Origin of the sequence: Pseudonocardia halophobica, assembly GCF_027922425.1 — a bacterium.
Lineage (GTDB): Bacteria > Actinomycetota > Actinomycetes > Mycobacteriales > Pseudonocardiaceae > Pseudonocardia > Pseudonocardia halophobica.
In genome coordinates this window covers 207,245-226,197 of the sequence record NZ_BSFQ01000001.1, presented here as the reverse complement: position 1 = coordinate 226,197, position 18,953 = coordinate 207,245, and the positions used below count along the sequence as shown (strand labels likewise).

Here is an 18,953-nt window from a genome sequence, read left to right as displayed (position 1 = left end):
CTAGGATCGTGTTGACTGGGCCGGAGAGCGGGAGGAGAGGCATCGGTGAGCACCGAGCAGAAGATCCACGAGCTGATCATCATCGGCTCCGGACCGGCGGGGTACACCGCAGCGGTCTACGCCGCGCGCGCCCAGCTCGCGCCCCTGGTGTTCGAGGGGACCCAGTTCGGCGGCGCCCTGATGACCACGACCGAGGTCGAGAACTTCCCCGGCTTCACCGACGGCATCATGGGCCCGGAGCTGATGGAGCAGATGCGCGGGCAGGCCAAGCGCTTCGGCGCCGACCTGCGGGCCGAGGACGTCGAGTCGGTGCAGCTCGAGGGCGCGGTCAAGGAGGTCACCGCCAACGGCGTGACCTACCGGTCCCGCGCGGTCATCCTCGCCATGGGGGCCGCGGCCCGCTACCTCGGTGTGCCGGGGGAGCAGGAGCTGCTCGGGCGCGGGGTGTCGGCCTGTGCCACCTGTGACGGGTTCTTCTTCCGGGACAAGCCGATCGCCGTGATCGGCGGCGGCGACTCGGCGATGGAGGAGGCCACCTTCCTCACCCGGTTCGGGTCGAGCGTCACGGTGGTGCACCGCCGCGACGAGTTCCGCGCCTCGAAGATCATGCTGGAGCGCGCGCAGAACGACCCGAAGATGCGCTGGGAGCTGAACAAGGCCGTCACCGAGGTCGTCGGCGACAACGGCGTGTCCGCGCTCAAGCTCAAGGACACGGTGACCGGCGAGGAGTCCACCCTCGAGGTCTCGGGGATGTTCGTGGCGATCGGGCACGACCCGCGCAGCGAGCTGGTCCGCGGCCAGGTCGAGCTCGACGACGAGGGCTACGTCAAGACCACGGCCCCGTCGACGCACACCAACATCCCGGGCGTGTTCGCCTGTGGTGACCTGGTCGACCACACCTACCGGCAGGCGATCACCGCCGCCGGGTCGGGCTGCTCCGCGGCGATCGACGCCGAGCGCTGGCTGGCCGAGGAGCCGATCGACCCCGAGATGGCCGGCGGCGGCTACGGCAGCGACGCGGAGGACGTCGCGGCCGCGGTCCACTGACCGTCCCCGTACTTCCTGGCACCCTTCTTCCTGGCGCAGTACCGAACGAGGAGAGCAACGCGATGGGCAACAACACCGTGGACGTCACCGACGCCACGTTCGAGCAGGACGTCCTCAAGAGCGGCAAGACCGTGCTGGTCGACTTCTGGGCGACCTGGTGCGGGCCGTGCAAGATGGTCGCCCCGGTGCTCGACGAGATCGCCGGCGAGCACAAGGACAACCTGACCGTCGCGAAGCTCGACATCGACGCCAACGGCAAGACCGCCCAGCAGTACCAGGTCATGTCGATCCCGACCATGATCCTGTTCAAGGACGGCCAGCCGGTGAAGACCATCGTCGGCGCCAAGCCGAAGGCCGCCCTGCTGAACGACCTGTCCGACTACCTGTAGGTCGGTCCGCAACCGATCCGACACGGCCTGTCGCCGATCGCCCGGTACACCCGGCGATCGGTCGACGGGCCGTTCGGCCGTTCGGCGCCCTTCTCGTCCGCTGACTGCGCGGACACGCCCGTGCACGCCCCGCTGTCCCCCGGACGTGGCACCGCAGGGCAGAATGGTCGGCGGCCGAGAACCGGGCCGACATGCCGGAGTGCGCCGCGTGCCGGCGTGCGGGCCCGGACCATCGAGACGCGCCGTCGGTTCGGCGCGACGGAGATCGAGCGAGGGGTGCATGCAGCTGCTCCGCCGCGGGGACCGCGGCCCGGCGGTCGTCGAGATCAGGACCACGCTGCGGCGGTTCGGCCTCCTGGCCGCCGCCCCGGCCCCGGGTTCCGACGACGTGTTCGACGGTGCCGTCGAGCGGGCCGTCCAGGCGTTCCAGCAGCGCCGCGGGCTGATCACCGACGGGATCGTCGGCCCGGACACCTACCGCGCGCTGCGTGAGGCCGGCTGGAAGCTCGGCGACCGGATGCTGGCGCTGATGGTGTCCGCGCCCATGAGCGGGGACGACGTCGGTCAGCTCCAGACCCGCCTCCTCGAGCTCGGCTACGACCCCGGCCGCCCCTCCGGCGTGTTCGACGAGCGCACCGAGCAGGCCCTGCGCGGCTTCCAGCGGGACTACGGGCTCGCCGCGGACGGTGTGTGCGGCCCCGGCACCCTGCGTGCCCTTCGCCAGCTCGGCCGGAAGGTCGTCGGCGGGCGTCCCGGCCTGCTGCGCGAGCAGGAGCTGCTCCGGCGCGCCGGCCCGCGGATGCGCGGCAAGCGGATCGTCGTCGACCCCGGGCACGGCGGCCTCGACCGCGGCGTCCAGGTCGCCGGGGTGTGCGAGGCCGACCTGATGTGGGACCTCGCCCGCCGGCTCGTCGGGCGCATGTCCGCCACCGGCATGGAGGCGCTGCTCTCCCGCCGGGAGGACACCTGCCCGGCCGAGGCCGAGCGCGCCGCGTTCGCGAACGAGGCGAACGCCGACCTCGTGCTCTCCCTGCACGCCGACGCGAACCGGAGCATGTACGCGCAGGGCCTCGCCACCTTCCACTTCGGCAACGGCTCGGGCGCCACCTCCACCGTGGGAGAGGCGCTCGCCGGGCTGATCCAGCGCGAGCTGCTCACCCGCACCGCGATGCTCGACTGCGGCAGCCAGGCCCGCACGTGGGAGCTCCTGCGGCTGACGCAGATGCCGGCCGTCCGCGTGGAGCTCGGCTACCTCACGCACATCGGCGACCGGACCAAGCTGCTCGACCCCGGCTTCCGCGACGTGGTGGCCGAGGGCATCCTCGTGGCCGTCAAGCGGCTGTACCTGCTCGGTCAGAACGACCAGCCGACGGGCACGTTCACGTTCTCGGACGTGTTGGCCCACGAGATCAACCGGAACCAGGCCCAGGCCATCTGAGGCCGGGAGAATCGATCTCAGGGCCGGGAACGGCCAATCACCTGTTCCCGGGGCCCTGGGTCACACTCGTGTAATTCGGTCGCTCAGCGGGCCGTACAGCGCGCCCTCAGATCGCGCGTACGCGCGCACCGGCCGGGGCGGGTACCTGGTACCCGGGCTGCCCGACGGGCGCCGCGGCCTGCATCGGGATCGTGACGGTCCCGAGGAGTTGCTCGAGCGCGTGCTCGACGTCCTCCTTCCACGTGATCCCCGAGCGGAGCTCCATTCGCAACCGGGGCCAGCGCGGGTGCGGCCGGACCGTCTTGAACCCGACGCTGCGCAGGAAGTCGGCCGGGATGATGCAGCCGGGCTCGGAGCCCGGCCGCGCCTCGCCGAAGGCCTCGACGGCCTTCACGCCACGGCGGGTGAGGTCCTTCACCACGGACTGGGCGAGCATGCGGCCGAGGCCCTCGCCGGCGTACTCCGGCATGACCTGAAGGGTCGTGAGCAGCACCGCGTCGGCACTCACGGGACCGGTGGGCATCTCGGTGGCGCGGGGGACCGCGGAGGGCGGCGCGTACATGACGTAGCCGGCGGGCGCCCCGCGGACGTAGACGATCTTCCCGCACGAGCCCCACTCGAGCAGGATCTCCGAGACCCAGGCCTCCTTCTCGAGATCGGTGGTGCCGAACTCCTCGGCCTGTTTGGCCAGGTGCGGTGCGAGCTCCCAGAAGACGCAGGAGCGACAACGCTTGGGGAGGTCTCCCAGGTTGTCGAGGTTGACCGCGGCGACGTGCCAGGACAACGTGCTACCTCCGGGCGGCCGACCCGATCGGGTTCCGCGTGGTCGAGAGCCCCCGTGTGATCACGAGGCCGTTCGATGGTAGGTCGATACGGGCCCCTGCGACACCCCGGCTGCTGCGACCGGTGTCTCAGCCTCGCCGAAGGGCAGGGCGTACACCCGTCCCGGTTACACTCAGGTGCCACTTTCGCTCCCCGAGGCTGCGCGCGCGTGGCCGCCGGGCGGCGATCGGCGCCGATGTTCGCTCCGCGAGCTCCGCTCAGCCGTCGACCTGGAGGATCCACCGTGACGATCCCGCCGTCCCCGCAGCAGCCCGACGTCTCCGTCGAGCGGGCGGCGGCAGCCGCGCCGGTCCCTCCCACGGAGCGGTTCGCAGCACGGACCTCCGGGATGGTCGCCTCCGAGATCCGCGCCCTCTTCGCCGTCGCCAGCCGCCCCGAGGTCGTCTCGCTCGCGGGCGGCATGCCCAACCTCGCCGCCCTCCCGCTCGACGAGCTGTCCGGCGAGATCGGCGACCTCGTCGCCCGCGAGGGCCAGGTCGCGCTGCAGTACGGCTCCGCCCAGGGCGTGCCGGCGCTGCGCGCCCAGATCTGCGACGTCATGCGGGAGGAGGGGATCGAGGCCGACCCGAACGACGTCGTCGTGACCGTCGGGTCGCAGATGGCCCTCGACCTCGTCACCCGGCTGTTCTGCGACCCGGGCGACGTGGTCCTCGCCGAGGGGCCCTCGTACGTCGGCGCCCTGGGCAGCTTCGCCGCCTACCAGGCGCGCGTGGTCCACGTGGCGATGGACGAGCACGGGCTCGTCCCGGAGCTGCTCGAGGAGGCGCTGCGCTCGCTCACCGCGCGCGGTGTCACCCCGAAGTTCCTCTACACGATCCCGAACTTCCACAACCCCGCCGGTGTGACCATGGCCGTCGAGCGGCGGCAGCGGGTGTTGGACCTGTGCGCGGAGTACGGGGTGGGCGTCGTCGAGGACAACCCGTACGGGCTGCTCGGCTTCAGCAGCACCCGCTACCCGGCGCTGCGGTCGCTGGACCGCTCGGTCATCTACCTCGGGTCGTTCTCCAAGACGTTCGCCTCCGGTCTGCGGGTCGGGTGGGCGCTCGTGCCGCCGGCGGTGCGGGACCGGCTGGTGCTGGCCGCGGAGTCCGCCACGCTGTGCCCGCCGAGCTTCACGCAGATGGTCGTGTCCCGGTACCTGGAGAAGCACGACTGGCGCGCGCAGGTGAAGGCCTACACCGAGCAGTACCGCGAGCGGCGGGACGCGATGCTGTCCGCGCTCGACACGTACCTGCCGGAGGGCTGCACCTGGACCGTGCCCGACGGTGGCTTCTACGTCTGGGTCACGCTGCCGGAGGGCGTCGACGCCAAGGCGATGCTGCCGCGCGCCGTCACCGCCCGCGTGGCGTACGCGTCGGGCACCGGGTTCTACGCCGACGGGCTCGGCAGCCGCCAGCTGCGGCTCTCGTACTGCTACCCGACGCCGGAGCGCATCACCGAGGGCGTCCGTCGCCTCGCCGGGGTGATCGAGGCCGAGCTGGAGGTGCGACGCACCTTCGGCCTCCCCGCCGCGCCGGCGCCCGAACTCCGGAGGGGGTCGCACACCCCGAGCCCCGACACGGCCTGATCCCCGGTCTTCCGAACGCCCCGCGGTGCGCACCGCGGGGCGTTCCTCGTTCCCGGCCCGTTTCACGTGAAACACGGGCGCGCTCACTCCGTTCCGCAGGAGGGCTCGACGATGCGCACGGTGAGGGCCGGGTGCGAGAGGAGCATCGCGTCACCCTCCCCGGAACGGCCGTGTCGTGACAGGGCCGAACTTCCCCCGCTCCGGGTGCCGGTCGGCCGTCCCGCGGGCCGCTGTTTCACGTGGAACACCTCGGACCGGACGCCGGACCCGGCGGGGCCGTGGCGCAGAATGCCCCGGTGAGCGATCGAAGCGTGGCCGTGCTGGCGGGTGGGCTCTCCCACGAGCGTGAGGTGTCCCTGCGATCCGGGCGCCGGTTGGCCGGCGCCCTGCGCGCCAGCGGGCTGGAGGTCCGCGAGTGGGACGCCGACGCCGCGCTGATCGAGCGCCTGCGCACCGAGCGCCCCGACGCCGCGATCGTCGCGCTGCACGGGGGAGAGGGCGAGAACGGGGCGGTGCAGGCCGTCCTGGAGCTCCTCGGGGTGCCGTTCGTGGGCACCGCGTCCGCGGCATGCCGGCGCGCCTGGGACAAGCCGACCGCGAAGGCCGAGCTCGCGCGCTCCGGCCTGGACACCCCGGACTGGGTCGCCCTGCCGCACACGACCTTCCGCGAGCTGGGCGCCCAGGCCGTCCTCGACGCGATGGTGGACCGGCTCGGGCTGCCGCTGATGCTCAAGCCGGACCAGGGCGGCTCCGCCCTCGGGGCCCAGGTGGTCCGCTCGGCCGCCGAGCTGCCGTCGGCGATGGTCAGCTGCCTCGCCTACGCCGACACGGTCCTCGCCGAGCGGTTCGTCATCGGCACCGAGGTCGCCGTGTCCGTGGTGCACGACGGCGCCGAGCCGCGCGCGTTGCCGCCGGTCGAGGTCGACGTCCCCGGCGGCGTCTACGACTACACGGCCCGCTACACGCAGGGGGCCGCGAGCTTCCACTGCCCGGCCCGGCTGCCCGACGACGTCCTGGACCGCCTCCGCGAGACCGCCCTCGAGGCGCACGCCCTGCTCGGGCTCCGCGACGTCTCCCGCATGGACGCCGTCGTCGACGCCGACGGCCGCGTCCAGATCCTCGAGGTGAACGTGTCGCCCGGGCTCACCGACACGTCGTTGCTCCCCACCGCCGTCGCGGCCGAGGGGAGCGACCTGGGCACCGTCTTCGCGGCCCTCGTGGAGCGCGCCGTCGAGCGGGGATGACGTTTCACGGGGAACGGCACCCGCGCCGATCCCCGTGGGAGGGGCTCAGCCCCGCTCGATCAACCCGGCGATGCGCTCGAGGTCCTCCGCCGACCCGAACTCGACGACGAGCCGTCCCTTCCGCGCGCCCATCTCCACCTTGACCGTGGTGTCGAAGCGGTCGGAGAGGCGCGTGGCGAGCTCGGTCATCCCCTCGGTCGGCGCGGGGCGGGAGCGGGACTGCCGCTGCCTGCCCGGCGACCGCTCGTTGCGCGCGAGCACGACCGCTTCCTCGGTCGCGCGCACCGACATGCCCTCGGCGACGATCCGCGCGGCCAGCTCCTCCTGGGCCTCGGCGTCGTCGAGCCCGAGGAGGGCGCGGGCGTGACCGGCGGACAGCACGCCCGCGGCGACCCGACGCTGGACGGCCACCGGAAGGCGCAGCAGCCGGATCATGTTGGTGACCACCGGCCGGCTGCGGCCGATGCGGTCGGCCAGCTCGGTCTGGGTCACGCCGAACTCCGCGAGGAGCTGCTCGTAGGCGGCCGCCTCCTCGAGCGGGTTCAGCTGCACGCGGTGGATGTTCTCCAGCAGCGCGTCCCGCAGCATCTCGTCGTTGCCGGTGCGCCGGACGATCGCCGGCAGTACCTCGAGGCCGGCCTGCTGCGAGGCCCGCCACCGCCGCTCGCCCATGACGAGCTCGTAGCTCCCGGAGCCCTTCTCGCGAACCACGATGGGCTGCAGCAGCCCGAACTCGCGGATCGAGTGCGCCAGCTCGGCGAGGTGCTCCTCGTCGAACTGGCTGCGCGGCTGCTTCGGGTTGGGCCGGATCGCCGCGACCGGGATCTCCCGGTAGACCGCGCCCGCCTCGGCGACGGCCCCGGCCGGCGCGAACCCGTCCGTCGGCGCGCCCCGGTCCCACGACTCCGGCACGTGCGCCGACGGCGTCGGGGGAGAGGGGCGGGTCGAAGGCTCGCCCGGAGGCGCCGTGGGGATCAGCGCGGCCAGGCCGCGGCCCAGCCCGCCCTTGCGCTCGGCCATCTACGCCCCGTTCGTCTCCGGCCCGCCCATCCGCGAGCCGTACTGCGCGATCTCCCGGGCGGCGTCGACGTAGCTCATCGCGCCGCGTGACCCGGGGTCGTAGGCGAGCACCGTCTGGCTGTAGCCCGGGGCCTCGGAGACCTTCACGCTGCGTGGGATGACCGTCCGCAGCACGGTGCCGCCGAAGTGCTGGCGCACCTCCGAGGTGACCTGGTCGGCGAGCTTGGTGCGGCCGTCGTACATGGTCAGCAGGATCGTCGACACGTGCAGCGCGGTGTTGAGGTGCGACCGCACGAGGTCGATGTTGCTCAGCAGCTGGCCGAGCCCCTCCAGCGCGTAGTACTCGCACTGGATCGGGATCAGCACCTCGGCGGCCGCGACGAGCGCGTTGACCGTCAGCAGGCCCAGCGAGGGCGGGCAGTCGATCAGGACGTAGTCGACGGCGAGCTCGTCGAGCACCTCGTCGGACAGCGCCTGCCGCAGCCGGGACTCGCGGGCGACCATGCTGACCAGTTCGATCTCGGCGCCGGCCAGGTCGATCGTGGCGGGCACGCACAGCAGGTTGTCCGACGCCGTGCTCACCGCCGTGGCCTCGACGATCCCGATCTCGCCGAGCAGCGCCTCGTAGATCGACGGCGTGCCGGCGCGGTGCTCGACGCCGAGGGCCGTGCTCGCGTTGCCCTGGGGGTCGAGGTCCACCACGAGCACCCGCAGGCCGTGCATCGCGAGCGCGGCCGCGATGTTGACGGTGCTCGTGGTCTTCCCGACGCCGCCCTTCTGGTTGGCGACGGTGAGGATCCGCCGGTGCGCCGGCTTCGGCATCGAGTGCCGGTCGGGGTGCCGCAGGCGGGCGGCACGCTCCGCCTCCTCGGCGATGGGGGTCCAGCCGATGCTCATCGTGCGGGGCCTTCCTGACGACGTGTCACGTGGAACGGCGGGATCACGAGCGCCTCCTCCGCGGCCTGCCGGCGGTCCGACTCTCCCGTTCGACCGAGACGACGGTGCTCGGCGGGTCGACGACGCCGGCCCCGCACCGCTCGATCACCGGGGTGCCGCCGCCGAGCCTGCGGACCTCGTCGGCGTCCCGGGCGATCTCGTCGGGTGCCGAGGCACCCTTTACGGCGAGCAGCCTGCCACCGACCCGGAGCAGCGGGATCGACCAGCCGGCGAGCCGGGCGAGCGGCGCGACGGCACGAGCGGTCACCACGTCCGCCCCCTCCCATCGCCGCCGGATCGCATTCTCCTCGGCCCGCCCCCGCTCCACGGTGAGCGACAGGCCCAGATCGTCGATGATCTCGCTGAGCCACTCCACCCGGCGGGCGAGCGGCTCCACGAGCACGATCCGAAGATCCGGGCGAGCCAGCGCCAACGGTATCCCGGGAAGGCCCGCTCCCGAACCCACGTCGACGACCTTCGCGCCGTCCGGCACGAGTTCCGCGACGACGGCACAGTTCAGGACGTGCCGGTCCCACAGGCGGTCGGTCTCGCGCGGGCCGATGAGGCCGCGCTCGACACCGGACGTCGCGAGGTGCTCGACGTACCGGGCGGCGAGGTCGAGGCGGTCGCCGAAGACCTTCTCCGCCGGGGCGGGGGGATGTTCCACGTGAAACCGTCCAGATTCTGGAGGGGCCGGACACGCCCGCGCCCTCCGGTCCGATGCGGACACGGAGGGCGCGGGCGGGTGCTGGGGTGCGGGTCCCGGGGGGACCCGGCCTCACTTGTCGCGGAAGACGACGACCTGCCGGCGCGGCTCCTCGCCCTCGCTCTCGCTGGAGACGCCCTTCACCGCGGCGACGGCGTCGTGCACGACCTTGCGCTCGAACGGGGTCATCGGGCGGAGCCGCACGGACTGGCCCGAGTCCTTGACCTCCTGCGCGGTCCGGGTGCCGAGCTCGGTGAGCTCGTCCCGGCGGCTCTGCCGCCAGCCGGCGATGTCCAGCATCAGCCGGCTGCGGTTGCCCGACGCCTGCTGCACGGCGAGCCGGGTCAGCTCCTGCAGCGACTCCAGCGCCTGGCCCCGGTCGCCCACGAGCTTCACGAGGTCCTCGCCGCCGTCGATGCTGACGATGGCCCGACCGGCCTCGACGTCGAGGTCGATGTCGCCGTCGTAGTCGAGGATGTCGAGCAGGCGCTCGAGGTAGTCGCCCGCGATGTCCCCCTCTTTGATCAGCTGGTCCTCGGACCCGCTCTCCGCGGTCTTCGGCACGTGTGTCTCCTCTCCACGTTGCGCTCGTCCGCTCCGCCCGGGCGGGTCGGACGAGGTGAGCGGGCGGCGCCGCCCGGCCGCCCGCTCGAAGGTCCGTCGAGGTCGGGGTCGCGTCGCCGCGCCCGCCGACCTCGTGTCACCGGCGCTTCTTGCCCTTCCGGGCCTGCGTCCGGTTGCCGCCGCCGGGGCGCCCGCCCTGGCCGGCCGGCCGGTTCGCCGGCTTCCCGCCCACGGGCTTCGCTCCCGGCTTCGGCTTGTTCACGGGCTTGGCGCCCGGCTTCTTCGCGGGCGCGGCCGACGGGTCGCCGTCGCCGCTGCCGTTGGAGTCGATCTCCACCTCGTCGGCCGGCGCCGCACCGTTGGTGGCCCCGTCGGTCACGCCGCGGACGTCGCGCTGCGGCTTCTGGCCCGGCTTCGGGGCGAGGGAGTTGCGCTGCGCGGACGCCTTCTCCTTCTTCTCGGCCTCCTCGGCGTCGATCCTCTTGTAGACGACGTACTGCTGGCCGAGGGTCCAGAGGTTGTTGGAGACCCAGTAGAACAGGATGGCGAGCGGGAGGAACGGGCCACCGACCACGACACCGATCGGGAACACGTACAGCATCAGCTTGTTCATGATCGCGGTCTGCGAGTTCGCCATGGCCGCGGGGTTGGCCGCCTGGCGGGCCACCGAGTGCCGCGCGGTGATGTGCGTGAAGATGCCCGCGATGATCATCAGCGGGATCATGACGATCAGCTGGCTGGTCAGGTTGCCGCCGAGCTCGGCGAGGCTGGTCGTCGAGTACTGGGTGTTGACGACCGAGGCGCCCAGCTTGGCGCCGAAGAAGTCCGAGTCGACGAAGGAGCGCACCTCGTCGGCGCCGAAGAAGTAGTTCTCGGTCTTGCCCGGCTTGAACTCGCGCAGGACGTGGAACAGGCCGATGAACACCGGGACCTGCACCAGGACCGGCAGACAGCCGCCGAGCGGGTTCGCCCCGTTCTCCGACTGGAGCTTCTGCATCTCCGCGGCGAGCTTCTGCTTGTCGTTGGCGTACTTCTTCCGGAGCTTCTGCATCTCCGGCGCCATCTCCTGCATCTTCCGCATGGAGCGGACCTGCCCGACGAAGGGCTTGTACAGGATGGCGCGCAGGGTGAAGACCAGGAAGATCACCGCGAGCACCCAGGAGATGCCCGAGTCCGCGCCGAACACGAAGCCGAACGCCTTGTGCCAGACCCACATGATGAACGACACGGGGTAGTAGATGAAGTTCAGCACGGCGCTTGCTCCTCGCACTTCTCAGTGCAGTCGGCGGCTCGACGGTCGTCGGGGCGGGCGGGGCGATCGGGTTCCTCGGGCTCCGGGTCCTGATCCGGGGCCCGGGGTGGTACCGGGTCCACCCCGCCAGGGTGCCACGGGTGGCAGCGCAGCAGCCGTCGCACGGCCAGCCACGTGCCGCGCGCCGCGCCGTGCACCTGCACGGCCTCGAGCGCGTAGGCGCTGCAGCTCGGGTAGAAGCGGCAGGTCGGGGGCAGCGCGGGGGAGATCCAGCGCTGGTAGACGCGCACCGCGCCGACCAGGACGCGGGCCGCGGGGGAGGGGCTCACCGGGCGGGCTCCCGGCCCCGCAGCTTCTTCGACGCGGAGCGCAGCGCGGAGTCCAGGTCCGCGCCGAGCTCGGCGGAGGTCGCCGCGGCGGCGGGCGGGAGCGCCCGCACGACGAGCGACGACCCGGTCGGCAGGATGCCGAGCCGGGCCGCGACGAGATGACGCAACCGCCGGGCCACGCGGTGGCGGACCACCGCGTTCCCGACGGCCTTGCTCACGACGAACCCGGCCCGCGGCGGAGCCTGCGAGGCCGGGTCGGTGGTGGACGCCATGTCCAGATGTACGACGAGCCGGGAGCGGCCCGCACGGCGGCCGTGGCGGATCGTCGAGGCGAACTCGTCCCGACGGGTCAGCCGGGCGCCGGCGGGCAGCACTCCGACGGTGCGGGGATCAGGCCGAGAGCTGCGAGCGGCCCTTGCGGCGGCGCGCGGAGATGATCGCGCGCCCGGCGCGCGTGCGCATCCGAAGCCGGAAGCCGTGCGTCTTGGCCCGGCGGCGGTTGTTCGGCTGAAAGGTGCGCTTGCTCACGGTCGACTCTCCCGGTCGACGGCGCCGCGGGGTGCTCGGGCCGTCGGTAGCTTCTGATCTCGGTCGTGCGCGGTGGCAGCATCTGCCGTGTCGGGGCACGCGGACGTGCCGGCGACGGGACCGCGCCTGCAGACCAGGGTACGCAGCCGCTTCCGAGCGGTGCAAACCACCCCCGCGGCGGCCCCGATCCCGGTGACGACGAGGGTGCGCTGCGTGATCGCCGCAGGTTGGGACGGGGGCGTCGGACGGGTCCGTACAGGCTCCCGACCTGCGCATCTTGTGACCTCGGGCCGGTCGTTGTTAGCGTGCGGGCTTCGCAGTTCCATCCGGGGGGATCGGGGCTTCTCCGACTGTCACACGACGGACGCTGCGGGCGCGCGCCCGACAGGAGGGTGGTCGCGGCCCGCCGTACTCCCCTGCGTACGGTCTACGCACATGTGTGGATAAGTCTGGGGATGCCCAGCCCACACCGACGAGACGACGAACGAGGTCGTGCCCACCGCTCCCCACGGTCGGCACGCGGAGAGGGGCCGAGCGGTGGCCGAACCCGGTGACCTCGCCCAGGTGTGGAGCCTGGTCATCGCCGACCTCGCCGGACCCGCGACGGATCCGGGCTCGCCCGGACTGTCCGCGCAGCAGCGCGCCTTCCTGCGGCTGACCCGCCCGCTCGGGCTCCTCGACGGCACGGCCCTGCTCGCCGCGCCCAGCGAGTTCGCGAAGGACGCGATCGAGCGCATTCTCCGGCGCCCGATCAGCGATGCCATCGGCCGGCACATGGGCGTGCAGGTGAACCTCGCGGTGGTGGTCGACGCCAACGCCGCCTCCGGCGGGACGGACGTCCCGGACCCGCCGTCGCGCGTGCGGCCCGGTGCCCCGTCGCTCGGCGAGATCGCCGACGGTCGGAGCCCGGTCGCGGCGGCACCCCTGCCCGGCATGGCGCCCCCGGCATCGAACGGGGCGGACGGCACGGTGCACGACGCGCCCACCCCGCCGTCGGGCATCCCGGTGGACCCGGCCGCGGCCGCGGCGCTCCCCGAGCCCGCCGGGGTCGACCGCGCCGAGCCGCCGGTCCCCGGCGAGGCCGGCCCGCTCACCCCCGGCCGTCCCGAGGTGTGGCCGACCTACTCGGCCCCGCAGGCGGGCGACCCGGTCGCACCGCGCTCGCAGACCCGGCTGAACGAGAAGTACACCTTCGACACCTTCGTCATCGGGGCGTCGAACCGCTTCTCGCACGCCGCGGCGGTGGCGGTGGCCGAGGCGCCGGCGCGCGCCTACAACCCGCTCTTCATCTGGGGCGAGTCCGGGCTGGGCAAGACCCACCTGCTGCACGCGGTGGGGCACTACGCCCAGCGGCTCTTCCCGGGGATGCGGGTGCGGTACGTCAGTACCGAGGAGTTCACGAACGACTTCATCAACTCCCTGCGCGACGACCGCAAGGTCGCCTTCCAGCGCCGCTACCGGGACGTCGACGTCCTGCTGGTCGACGACATCCAGTTCCTGGAGGGGAAGGAGGGGACCCAGGAGGAGTTCTTCCACACCTTCAACACCCTCCACAACGCGAACAAGCAGATCGTCGTCTCCTCCGACCGGCCGCCGAAGCGTCTCGAGACCCTCGAGGACCGCATGCGCACCCGGTTCGAGTGGGGCCTGATCACCGACATCCAGCCGCCCGAGCTGGAGACGCGCATCGCGATCCTCCGGAAGAAGGCCGCGCAGGACCGGCTCGCCGTGCCCGGGGACGTGCTGGAGTTCATCGCCGAGCGCATCGAGCGGAACATCCGTGAGCTCGAGGGCGCGCTGATCCGCGTGACGGCCTTCGCCTCGCTCAACCGGCAGCCGGTCGACACGCAGCTCGCCGAGATCGTGCTGCGCGACCTCATCCCCGACTCGGCCGCCTCCGAGATCACCGCGCCGACGATCATGGCGGTCACCGCCGAGTTCTTCGACGTGACGATGGAGGAGCTCTGCGGGCCGGGGAAGACGAAGGCCCTCGCCCAGGCCCGCCAGATCTCCATGTACCTGTGCCGCGAGCTCACCGACCTCTCGCTGCCGCGCATCGGGCAGACCTTCGGCGGCCGCGACCACACCACGGTCATGCACGCGGACAAGAAGATCCGCAACGAGATCTCGCTGCGTCGTAAGACCTTCGAGCAGGTGCAGGAGCTCACCGCCCGCATCAAGCAGCGCGCCCGGCACTGAGGGCGGCTGCCCTCCGGTGGCCGGAGGGCAGCCTCGGGCAGCGTGCGAATCGGTGTGCGCCGGCTCGGCGCCCTACGGCGGCGCGCTCACCGACGTGATCGTCGTCCGGGACCGCTCGACGCCACGGGCGACCGATCTGCGCCCGAGCCGACGATCACGGACGCCCCACCGGCCTCGCGGCGCTCCACATCTCCCGACTCGCGCCACCGGAGCCTCCGACTCGCGGGCGCGCGAGCAGCGAAGATCGCGAGTTGTCCCCAGCCATCCCCAAGCTCTCCGGCCGGGAGGAGCCCGCCGCAGCACGAGCCGCCCGATCTCGCACCGTCACCGGCTGCACCGGACCACCTGCACCCACACGGCTCATCGCGAACGGGCCTCTGCGGCCGTCTCAGCGCCTCTCCGCAGCACGCGGAACGACCGCCGTGGAGATCCACTTCCGCTTCGCCGCCTCCCACACCTCCCGACCGCGATCTCCATCCGGTAGAGATCGAAATCGCCCGCGTGTCGCTCCCGCCCTCACCGCTCGTCGTCCGGTAGGGGGCGTTCGGCGCACGGCCGGCCCAGCGCCGGGCTCGCGGCGTGACCGATCCGCTCACGGTCAGTTGCGGAACGTGTGCAGGGCGGGACTTCTGAGGGTGCCGCCCGTCGCCACCGGGTTGCCGCGAGGACGCCGACCGGTCGCACAGCGTGGACGCACGGCCACGCTTCACCCACATCTGGGGACAACTCTGTGGATTGTCGTGCCGCAGCCCGTGGACGGACGCCCCGAGAACAGTGGACAACTCCCCACCGGGACGGGGATGGGCGTCGGACAACCTCGCGAGAACGCCGGCCATCCACGGCCCGCCGCGTCCGTCCCGACTCGGTCCCGAGGCTCGGTCCCCAGGACGCCGCACCGCGCGACCTGCGACGACGACGGCCATCCACACTGTGCACAGGCCCTGTCTCTGCTTCTGGAGTTCTCTCTTCGAGGAACTACAAGAGAAAGAAGGGGGTGGATGGAGGACACGGACGGGGCACGAGCCGATCTCCGCCGACCGCTCGCCGGACGGCGACCGGGCGACGTGACACCCGGACGCGGGAGGCTCTACGGTGAGTCGGCCGATCCCGGACCGCCGGGTCGTCGGCGGGATCCCGGGGAGCCGTTCACGGCCGAGCCGCCGGACCCCGTCGGGGACCCACCTCGTCCGGGCTCCTCACAGCCCGTCCCGTGTGCCCGCCTCCCGGTCACACCCAGTGACCACCGGTGAAAGGTCTCCCTCGCCATGAAGTTCCGGGTCGAACGCGACGTCCTCGCCGACGCTGCCGCCTGGGTGGCACGCAGCCTGCCCGCGCGGCCGCCGGTTCCGGTCCTCGGTGGTGTCCTGATCGACGCCGCCTCGGGGGAGGGCGGCGACCGGCTCACGGTCTCCGGGTTCGACTACGAGACCTCGGCCCGCGTGGAGCTCGACGCGACGATCGGCGACCCAGGCCAGGTGCTCGTCTCCGGCCGGCTGCTCGCGGACATCACCCGCGCCCTGCCGAACAAGCCGGTCGACCTCGTGGTCGACGGCGCCCGGGCCACGATCAACTGCGGGAACAGCCGGTTCTCGCTGCCGATCATGCCGGTGGAGGACTACCCGCAGCTGCCGGCGATGCCGCAGCGCGCCGGCGCGGTCGACGCCGCGGAGCTGGCCGGGGCGGTCGCCCAGGTGGCCGTCGCCGCGGGCCGGGACGACACGCTGCCGATGCTCACCGGCGTCCGGCTGGAGATCGAGGGCTCCCGGCTGACCCTGGCCGCCACGGACCGGTTCCGGCTCGCGGTCCGCGAGCTCGACTGGCAGCCCGAGGACGCCGGCGTGTCCACCGCCGTGCTCATCCCGGCGAAGACGCTCTCGGACGTGGCGAAGACGCTCGCCGGCGCCGGCACCGTCGAGATCGCGCTCTCCGCGGGCGACGGGATGCTCGGCATGACCGGTGGCGGCCGCCGCGCCACCACCCGCCTGCTCGACGCCGAGTTCCCGCGCTTCCGGCAGCTGATCCCCGCCGAGCACACCACCGCGGCCGAGCTCGAGGTCGCCGCGCTCGTCGAGGCGATCAAGCGCGTGTCGCTGGTCGCGGACCGCGTCGCGCAGATCCGGCTGGAGTTCGGCGAGGAGGGCCTGCGGCTCGCGGCCGGCGGCGAGGACGTCGGGAGCGCCGAGGAGGAGCTGCCCTGCGCGCTCGACGGCACCGCGCTCACCATCGCGTTCAACCCCGGCTACCTGCTCGACGCCCTCGGCGCGCTGCACACCGAGAAGGCGCAGCTCACGTTCACCACGCCGAACCGGCCCGCCCTGGTGCGCCCGGTCGTCCCGCCGGCCGACGGTGAGGACGCGGGTGACGCCCCCGCCGTTCCGGGGTACCTCCACCTGCTGATGCCGGTCCGCCTGCCGGGCTGAGCGGAGCTCGCGGAGCGAACATCAGCGCTGAGCGGAGCTCGCGAAGCGAGTATCGGCGTCCGAGCGCCGTGCTCCGACTGATCGTCGCGCCGTCCGATGCGGCACGATGGGTCCGGCGCCGGCCGGCGCGGGGACCCACGAGCGAGCTGTAGGGAGCGGGACGTGCAACTCGGACTGATCGGCCTGGGCCGCATGGGCGGCAACATGCGGGACCGGGTGCGCGCGGCGGGCCACGAGGTCGTCGGGTTCGACCCGCGGCCCGAGGTGACCGACGTGCCGTCGCTCGAGGACCTCGCGAAGGCGCTGTCCGCGCCGCGGGTGGTCTGGGTGATGGTGCCCTCCGGCGAGCCGACCCGCTCCACGGTCCGCGCGCTGGCCGACATCCTCGAGCCCGGCGACCTGGTGATCGACGGCGGCAACTCCCGCTACACCGACGACGCCCCGAACGCGGAGCTGTTGCACGGCAGGGGGATCGGCTACGTCGACTGTGGTGTGTCCGGCGGCATCTGGGGCAAGGACAACGGCTACGGCCTGATGGCGGGCGGCGCCCCGGAGCACATCGAGCTCGCCATGCCGATCTTCGACGCGCTGCGGCCGGAGGGCCCGCGCGAGGAGGGCTTCGCCCACGCCGGCCCGGTCGGTGCCGGCCACTTCTCGAAGATGGTGCACAACGGCATCGAGTACGGCCTGATGCAGGCCTACGCCGAGGGCTTCGAGCTGATGGAGGCCTCGCCGCTGGTCGAGGACGTGCCCGGGGTGATCCAGGCGTGGTCGCGCGGCACCGTCGTCCGGTCCTGGTTGCTGGACCTGCTGGTCAACGCGCTGTCCGACGACCCGCACCTGGCCGACCTCGAGGGCTACGTCGACGACTCCGGCGAGGGCCGGTGGACGATCGAGGAGGCCATCCAGCACGCAGTTCCGCTTCCGGTGATCTCCGCGGCGCTTTTCGCGCGCTTCGCCTCCCGGCAGGACGAGTCGCCCGCGATGAAGGCGGTCGCGGCGCTGCGCAACCAGTTCGGCGGGCACGCGGTGAAGAAGGCCGCCGGCCCGGCCGGCGCCCCCGGTGACGTCGCGGGACCCAGCTCGGGCACCGGCTCCACCCACGGCTGAGGTAGACCTGCGAGGTGCATCTCCGTCGGCTCGCGGTCGAGGACTTCCGCTCCTGGGAACGCGCGGAGCTCCTCCTGGAACCGGGCGTCACCGTCCTGGTCGGGTCCAACGGCGTCGGCAAGACGAACCTGGTCGAGGCGATCGGGTACCTCGCCACGCTCGGCTCGCACCGGGTCGCCACGGACGCCCCGCTGATCCGGCGCGGCGCCCAGCGCGCCATCGTCCGCGGCCAGGTCGTGCACCAGGGCCGCGAGCTGAACGTCGAGCTGGAGATCACCGCCGGCAAGGCCAACCGGGCGCGGGTCAACCGTGCGCCGGTGGCGCGCCCGCGCGAGATCCTCGGCATCCTGCGCAGCGTCCTGTTCGCGCCGGAGGACCTCGCCCTCGTCCGCGGCGACCCCGGCGAGCGCCGGCGGTTCCTCGACGAGCTGCTCGTGGCCCGCTACCCGCGCTACGCCGGCGTGCGCAGCGACTACGAGCGTGTGCTGCGGCAGCGGTCCGCGCTGCTCAAGACCGCACGCAACCGCCACGCCGACCTCTCCACCCTCGAGGTCTGGGACGGGCACCTCGCCCGGCACGGTGCCGCGCTGCTGGCCGGCCGGCTCGACCTGGTCGAGGGCATCGCGCCGCACGCCGAGAAGGCCTTCGCCGAGGTGGCGCCGTCGTCGGATCCCTTGACGCTGGCCTACCGGTGCTCGATCCCCGGCGAGCTGCCCCCCTCACCACAAGAGCTCGAGGCGCTCCTCCTCGACGAGCTCGCCCAGGTGCGCCGGCAGGAGATCGAGCGCGGGGTGTGCCTGGTCGGCCCGCACCGGGACGACCTGCTGCTCAACCTCGGCGAGGGGCCGGCGAAGGGCTACGCGAGCCACGGCGAGTCGTGGGCGATCGCGCTCGCGCTTCGGCTGGCCTCGTACCGGCTGCTGAAGGCCGACGACGTCGAGCCCGTCCTCATCCTCGACGACGTGTTCGCCGAGCTGGACGCGCAACGGCGGCGCGCGTTGTCCGCGGTCGCCGCGGAGGCGGAGCAGGTCGTCGTGACCGCGGCGGTCGCGGAGGACGTCCCGGCGGAGCTGCTGGGGACGCGCTATGCGGTGGGCGGTGGATCGGCGGTACGGGTCGAACCGGACACACCACCGCCGAACACCACCTGACGTGCGACGGAACGGAAGACGTCGAGCGCCCTCCGGGCGGGCGCTCCTGGGGACAAGGTTGTGGATACTGTGGATAACTCCCGCTCCTCTCGTGACTCCCGTCACAACACACCGCCCGCCGCGAACGATCGACCGTCGGACCGACCGGTAGCCCACAACCCTGTCCACACCCCTGGGGACGAGACCGCTCGTACCGCTCGGCGCGACGGG

Annotated in this window: 18 protein-coding genes; 9 read left to right on the top strand and 9 right to left on the bottom strand. The window is 72.8% G+C overall.

The annotated features are described in order from the left end of the window. Positions 1–45 precede the first annotated feature (45 nt). The 3 genes from trxB to PKE99_RS01095 all read left to right on the top strand — a co-directional run bounded on the left by trxB (position 46) and on the right by PKE99_RS01095 (position 2,874). A complete protein-coding gene (trxB, locus tag PKE99_RS01105) occupies positions 46–1,047 on the top strand; it encodes a thioredoxin-disulfide reductase (RefSeq protein ID WP_037042094.1) in 1,002 nt (333 codons plus the stop codon). A gap of 62 nt (positions 1,048–1,109) precedes the next feature. Next, positions 1,110–1,436, top strand: coding sequence for a thioredoxin (trxA, locus tag PKE99_RS01100; protein WP_037042095.1), 327 nt, complete (start codon positions 1,110–1,112; stop codon positions 1,434–1,436). A gap of 280 nt (positions 1,437–1,716) precedes the next feature. Next, positions 1,717–2,874: an N-acetylmuramoyl-L-alanine amidase gene (locus PKE99_RS01095; protein ID WP_037042096.1), complete on the top strand. Its 1,158-nt coding sequence runs from the start codon at positions 1,717–1,719 to the stop codon at positions 2,872–2,874. Between the two features lie 106 nt (positions 2,875–2,980). Here the strand turns inward: PKE99_RS01095 and PKE99_RS01090 are convergent, their stop codons facing one another. After that, positions 2,981–3,658 (bottom strand): GNAT family N-acetyltransferase, encoded by a 678-nt coding sequence (locus PKE99_RS01090; RefSeq protein WP_037042097.1) that lies wholly within the window; start codon positions 3,656–3,658, stop codon positions 2,981–2,983. A gap of 234 nt (positions 3,659–3,892) precedes the next feature. Here PKE99_RS01090 and PKE99_RS01085 point away from each other — a divergent pair, with 234 nt between their 5' ends. After that, positions 3,893–5,284, top strand: coding sequence for an aminotransferase-like domain-containing protein (locus PKE99_RS01085; RefSeq protein ID WP_081923897.1), 1,392 nt, complete (start codon positions 3,893–3,895; stop codon positions 5,282–5,284). 296 nt (positions 5,285–5,580) lie between these two features. Further along, positions 5,581–6,528 carry a D-alanine--D-alanine ligase family protein gene (locus PKE99_RS01080; RefSeq protein WP_037042514.1) on the top strand — a complete coding sequence of 316 codons (948 nt, stop codon included), beginning with the start codon at positions 5,581–5,583 and terminating at the stop codon, positions 6,526–6,528. Between the two features lie 45 nt (positions 6,529–6,573). On the opposite strand, the gene PKE99_RS01075 is transcribed toward PKE99_RS01080, so the two are convergent. The 8 genes from PKE99_RS01075 to rpmH all read right to left on the bottom strand — a co-directional run bounded on the left by PKE99_RS01075 (position 6,574) and on the right by rpmH (position 11,863). Then, entirely contained in the window at positions 6,574–7,548 is a 975-nt protein-coding gene (locus PKE99_RS01075) for a ParB/RepB/Spo0J family partition protein (RefSeq protein WP_037042098.1), read from the bottom strand. Beyond that, positions 7,549–8,445, bottom strand: a complete 897-nt coding sequence (locus PKE99_RS01070) for a ParA family protein (RefSeq protein ID WP_037042099.1) — start codon at positions 8,443–8,445, stop codon at positions 7,549–7,551. A gap of 43 nt (positions 8,446–8,488) precedes the next feature. After that, positions 8,489–9,151: a 16S rRNA (guanine(527)-N(7))-methyltransferase RsmG gene (gene rsmG / locus PKE99_RS01065; protein WP_037042100.1), complete on the bottom strand. Its 663-nt coding sequence runs from the start codon at positions 9,149–9,151 to the stop codon at positions 8,489–8,491. Between the two features lie 111 nt (positions 9,152–9,262). Further along, entirely contained in the window at positions 9,263–9,754 is a 492-nt protein-coding gene (locus tag PKE99_RS01060; RefSeq protein ID WP_037042101.1) for a Jag family protein, read from the bottom strand. A gap of 136 nt (positions 9,755–9,890) precedes the next feature. Next, positions 9,891–11,006 carry a membrane protein insertase YidC gene (gene yidC / locus PKE99_RS01055; RefSeq protein ID WP_037042102.1) on the bottom strand — a complete coding sequence of 372 codons (1,116 nt, stop codon included), beginning with the start codon at positions 11,004–11,006 and terminating at the stop codon, positions 9,891–9,893. Continuing rightward, positions 11,000–11,335, bottom strand: coding sequence for a membrane protein insertion efficiency factor YidD (gene yidD, locus PKE99_RS01050; RefSeq protein ID WP_081923869.1), 336 nt, complete (start codon positions 11,333–11,335; stop codon positions 11,000–11,002). Before yidD ends, yidC begins: the two co-directional genes overlap by 7 nt. Further along, positions 11,332–11,709: a ribonuclease P protein component gene (gene rnpA / locus PKE99_RS01045; protein WP_037042104.1), complete on the bottom strand. Its 378-nt coding sequence runs from the start codon at positions 11,707–11,709 to the stop codon at positions 11,332–11,334. The genes yidD and rnpA overlap by 4 nt, the downstream gene beginning before the upstream one ends. A 16-nt stretch (positions 11,710–11,725) precedes the next feature. Then, a complete protein-coding gene (rpmH, locus tag PKE99_RS01040; RefSeq protein WP_037042106.1) occupies positions 11,726–11,863 on the bottom strand; it encodes a 50S ribosomal protein L34 in 138 nt (45 codons plus the stop codon). A 537-nt stretch (positions 11,864–12,400) separates the two neighbouring features. On the opposite strand from rpmH, the gene dnaA reads away from it, so the two are divergent. The 4 genes from dnaA to recF all read left to right on the top strand — a co-directional run bounded on the left by dnaA (position 12,401) and on the right by recF (position 18,743). Then, positions 12,401–14,062, top strand: coding sequence for a chromosomal replication initiator protein DnaA (gene dnaA / locus PKE99_RS01035; protein WP_037042108.1), 1,662 nt, complete (start codon positions 12,401–12,403; stop codon positions 14,060–14,062). Positions 14,063–15,327: 1,265 nt separating this feature from the next. Then, the gene (gene dnaN, locus PKE99_RS01030; RefSeq protein ID WP_037042110.1) at positions 15,328–16,482 is read left to right on the top strand and encodes a DNA polymerase III subunit beta; all 1,155 of its coding nucleotides are present in this window, start codon (positions 15,328–15,330) and stop codon (positions 16,480–16,482) included. 162 nt (positions 16,483–16,644) lie between these two features. Further along, the gene (gene gnd, locus PKE99_RS01025; protein ID WP_037042112.1) at positions 16,645–17,592 is read left to right on the top strand and encodes a phosphogluconate dehydrogenase (NAD(+)-dependent, decarboxylating); all 948 of its coding nucleotides are present in this window, start codon (positions 16,645–16,647) and stop codon (positions 17,590–17,592) included. Between the two features lie 14 nt (positions 17,593–17,606). Beyond that, positions 17,607–18,743 carry a DNA replication/repair protein RecF gene (gene recF, locus PKE99_RS01020; RefSeq protein ID WP_037042113.1) on the top strand — a complete coding sequence of 379 codons (1,137 nt, stop codon included), beginning with the start codon at positions 17,607–17,609 and terminating at the stop codon, positions 18,741–18,743. Positions 18,744–18,953: the final 210 nt, after the last annotated feature.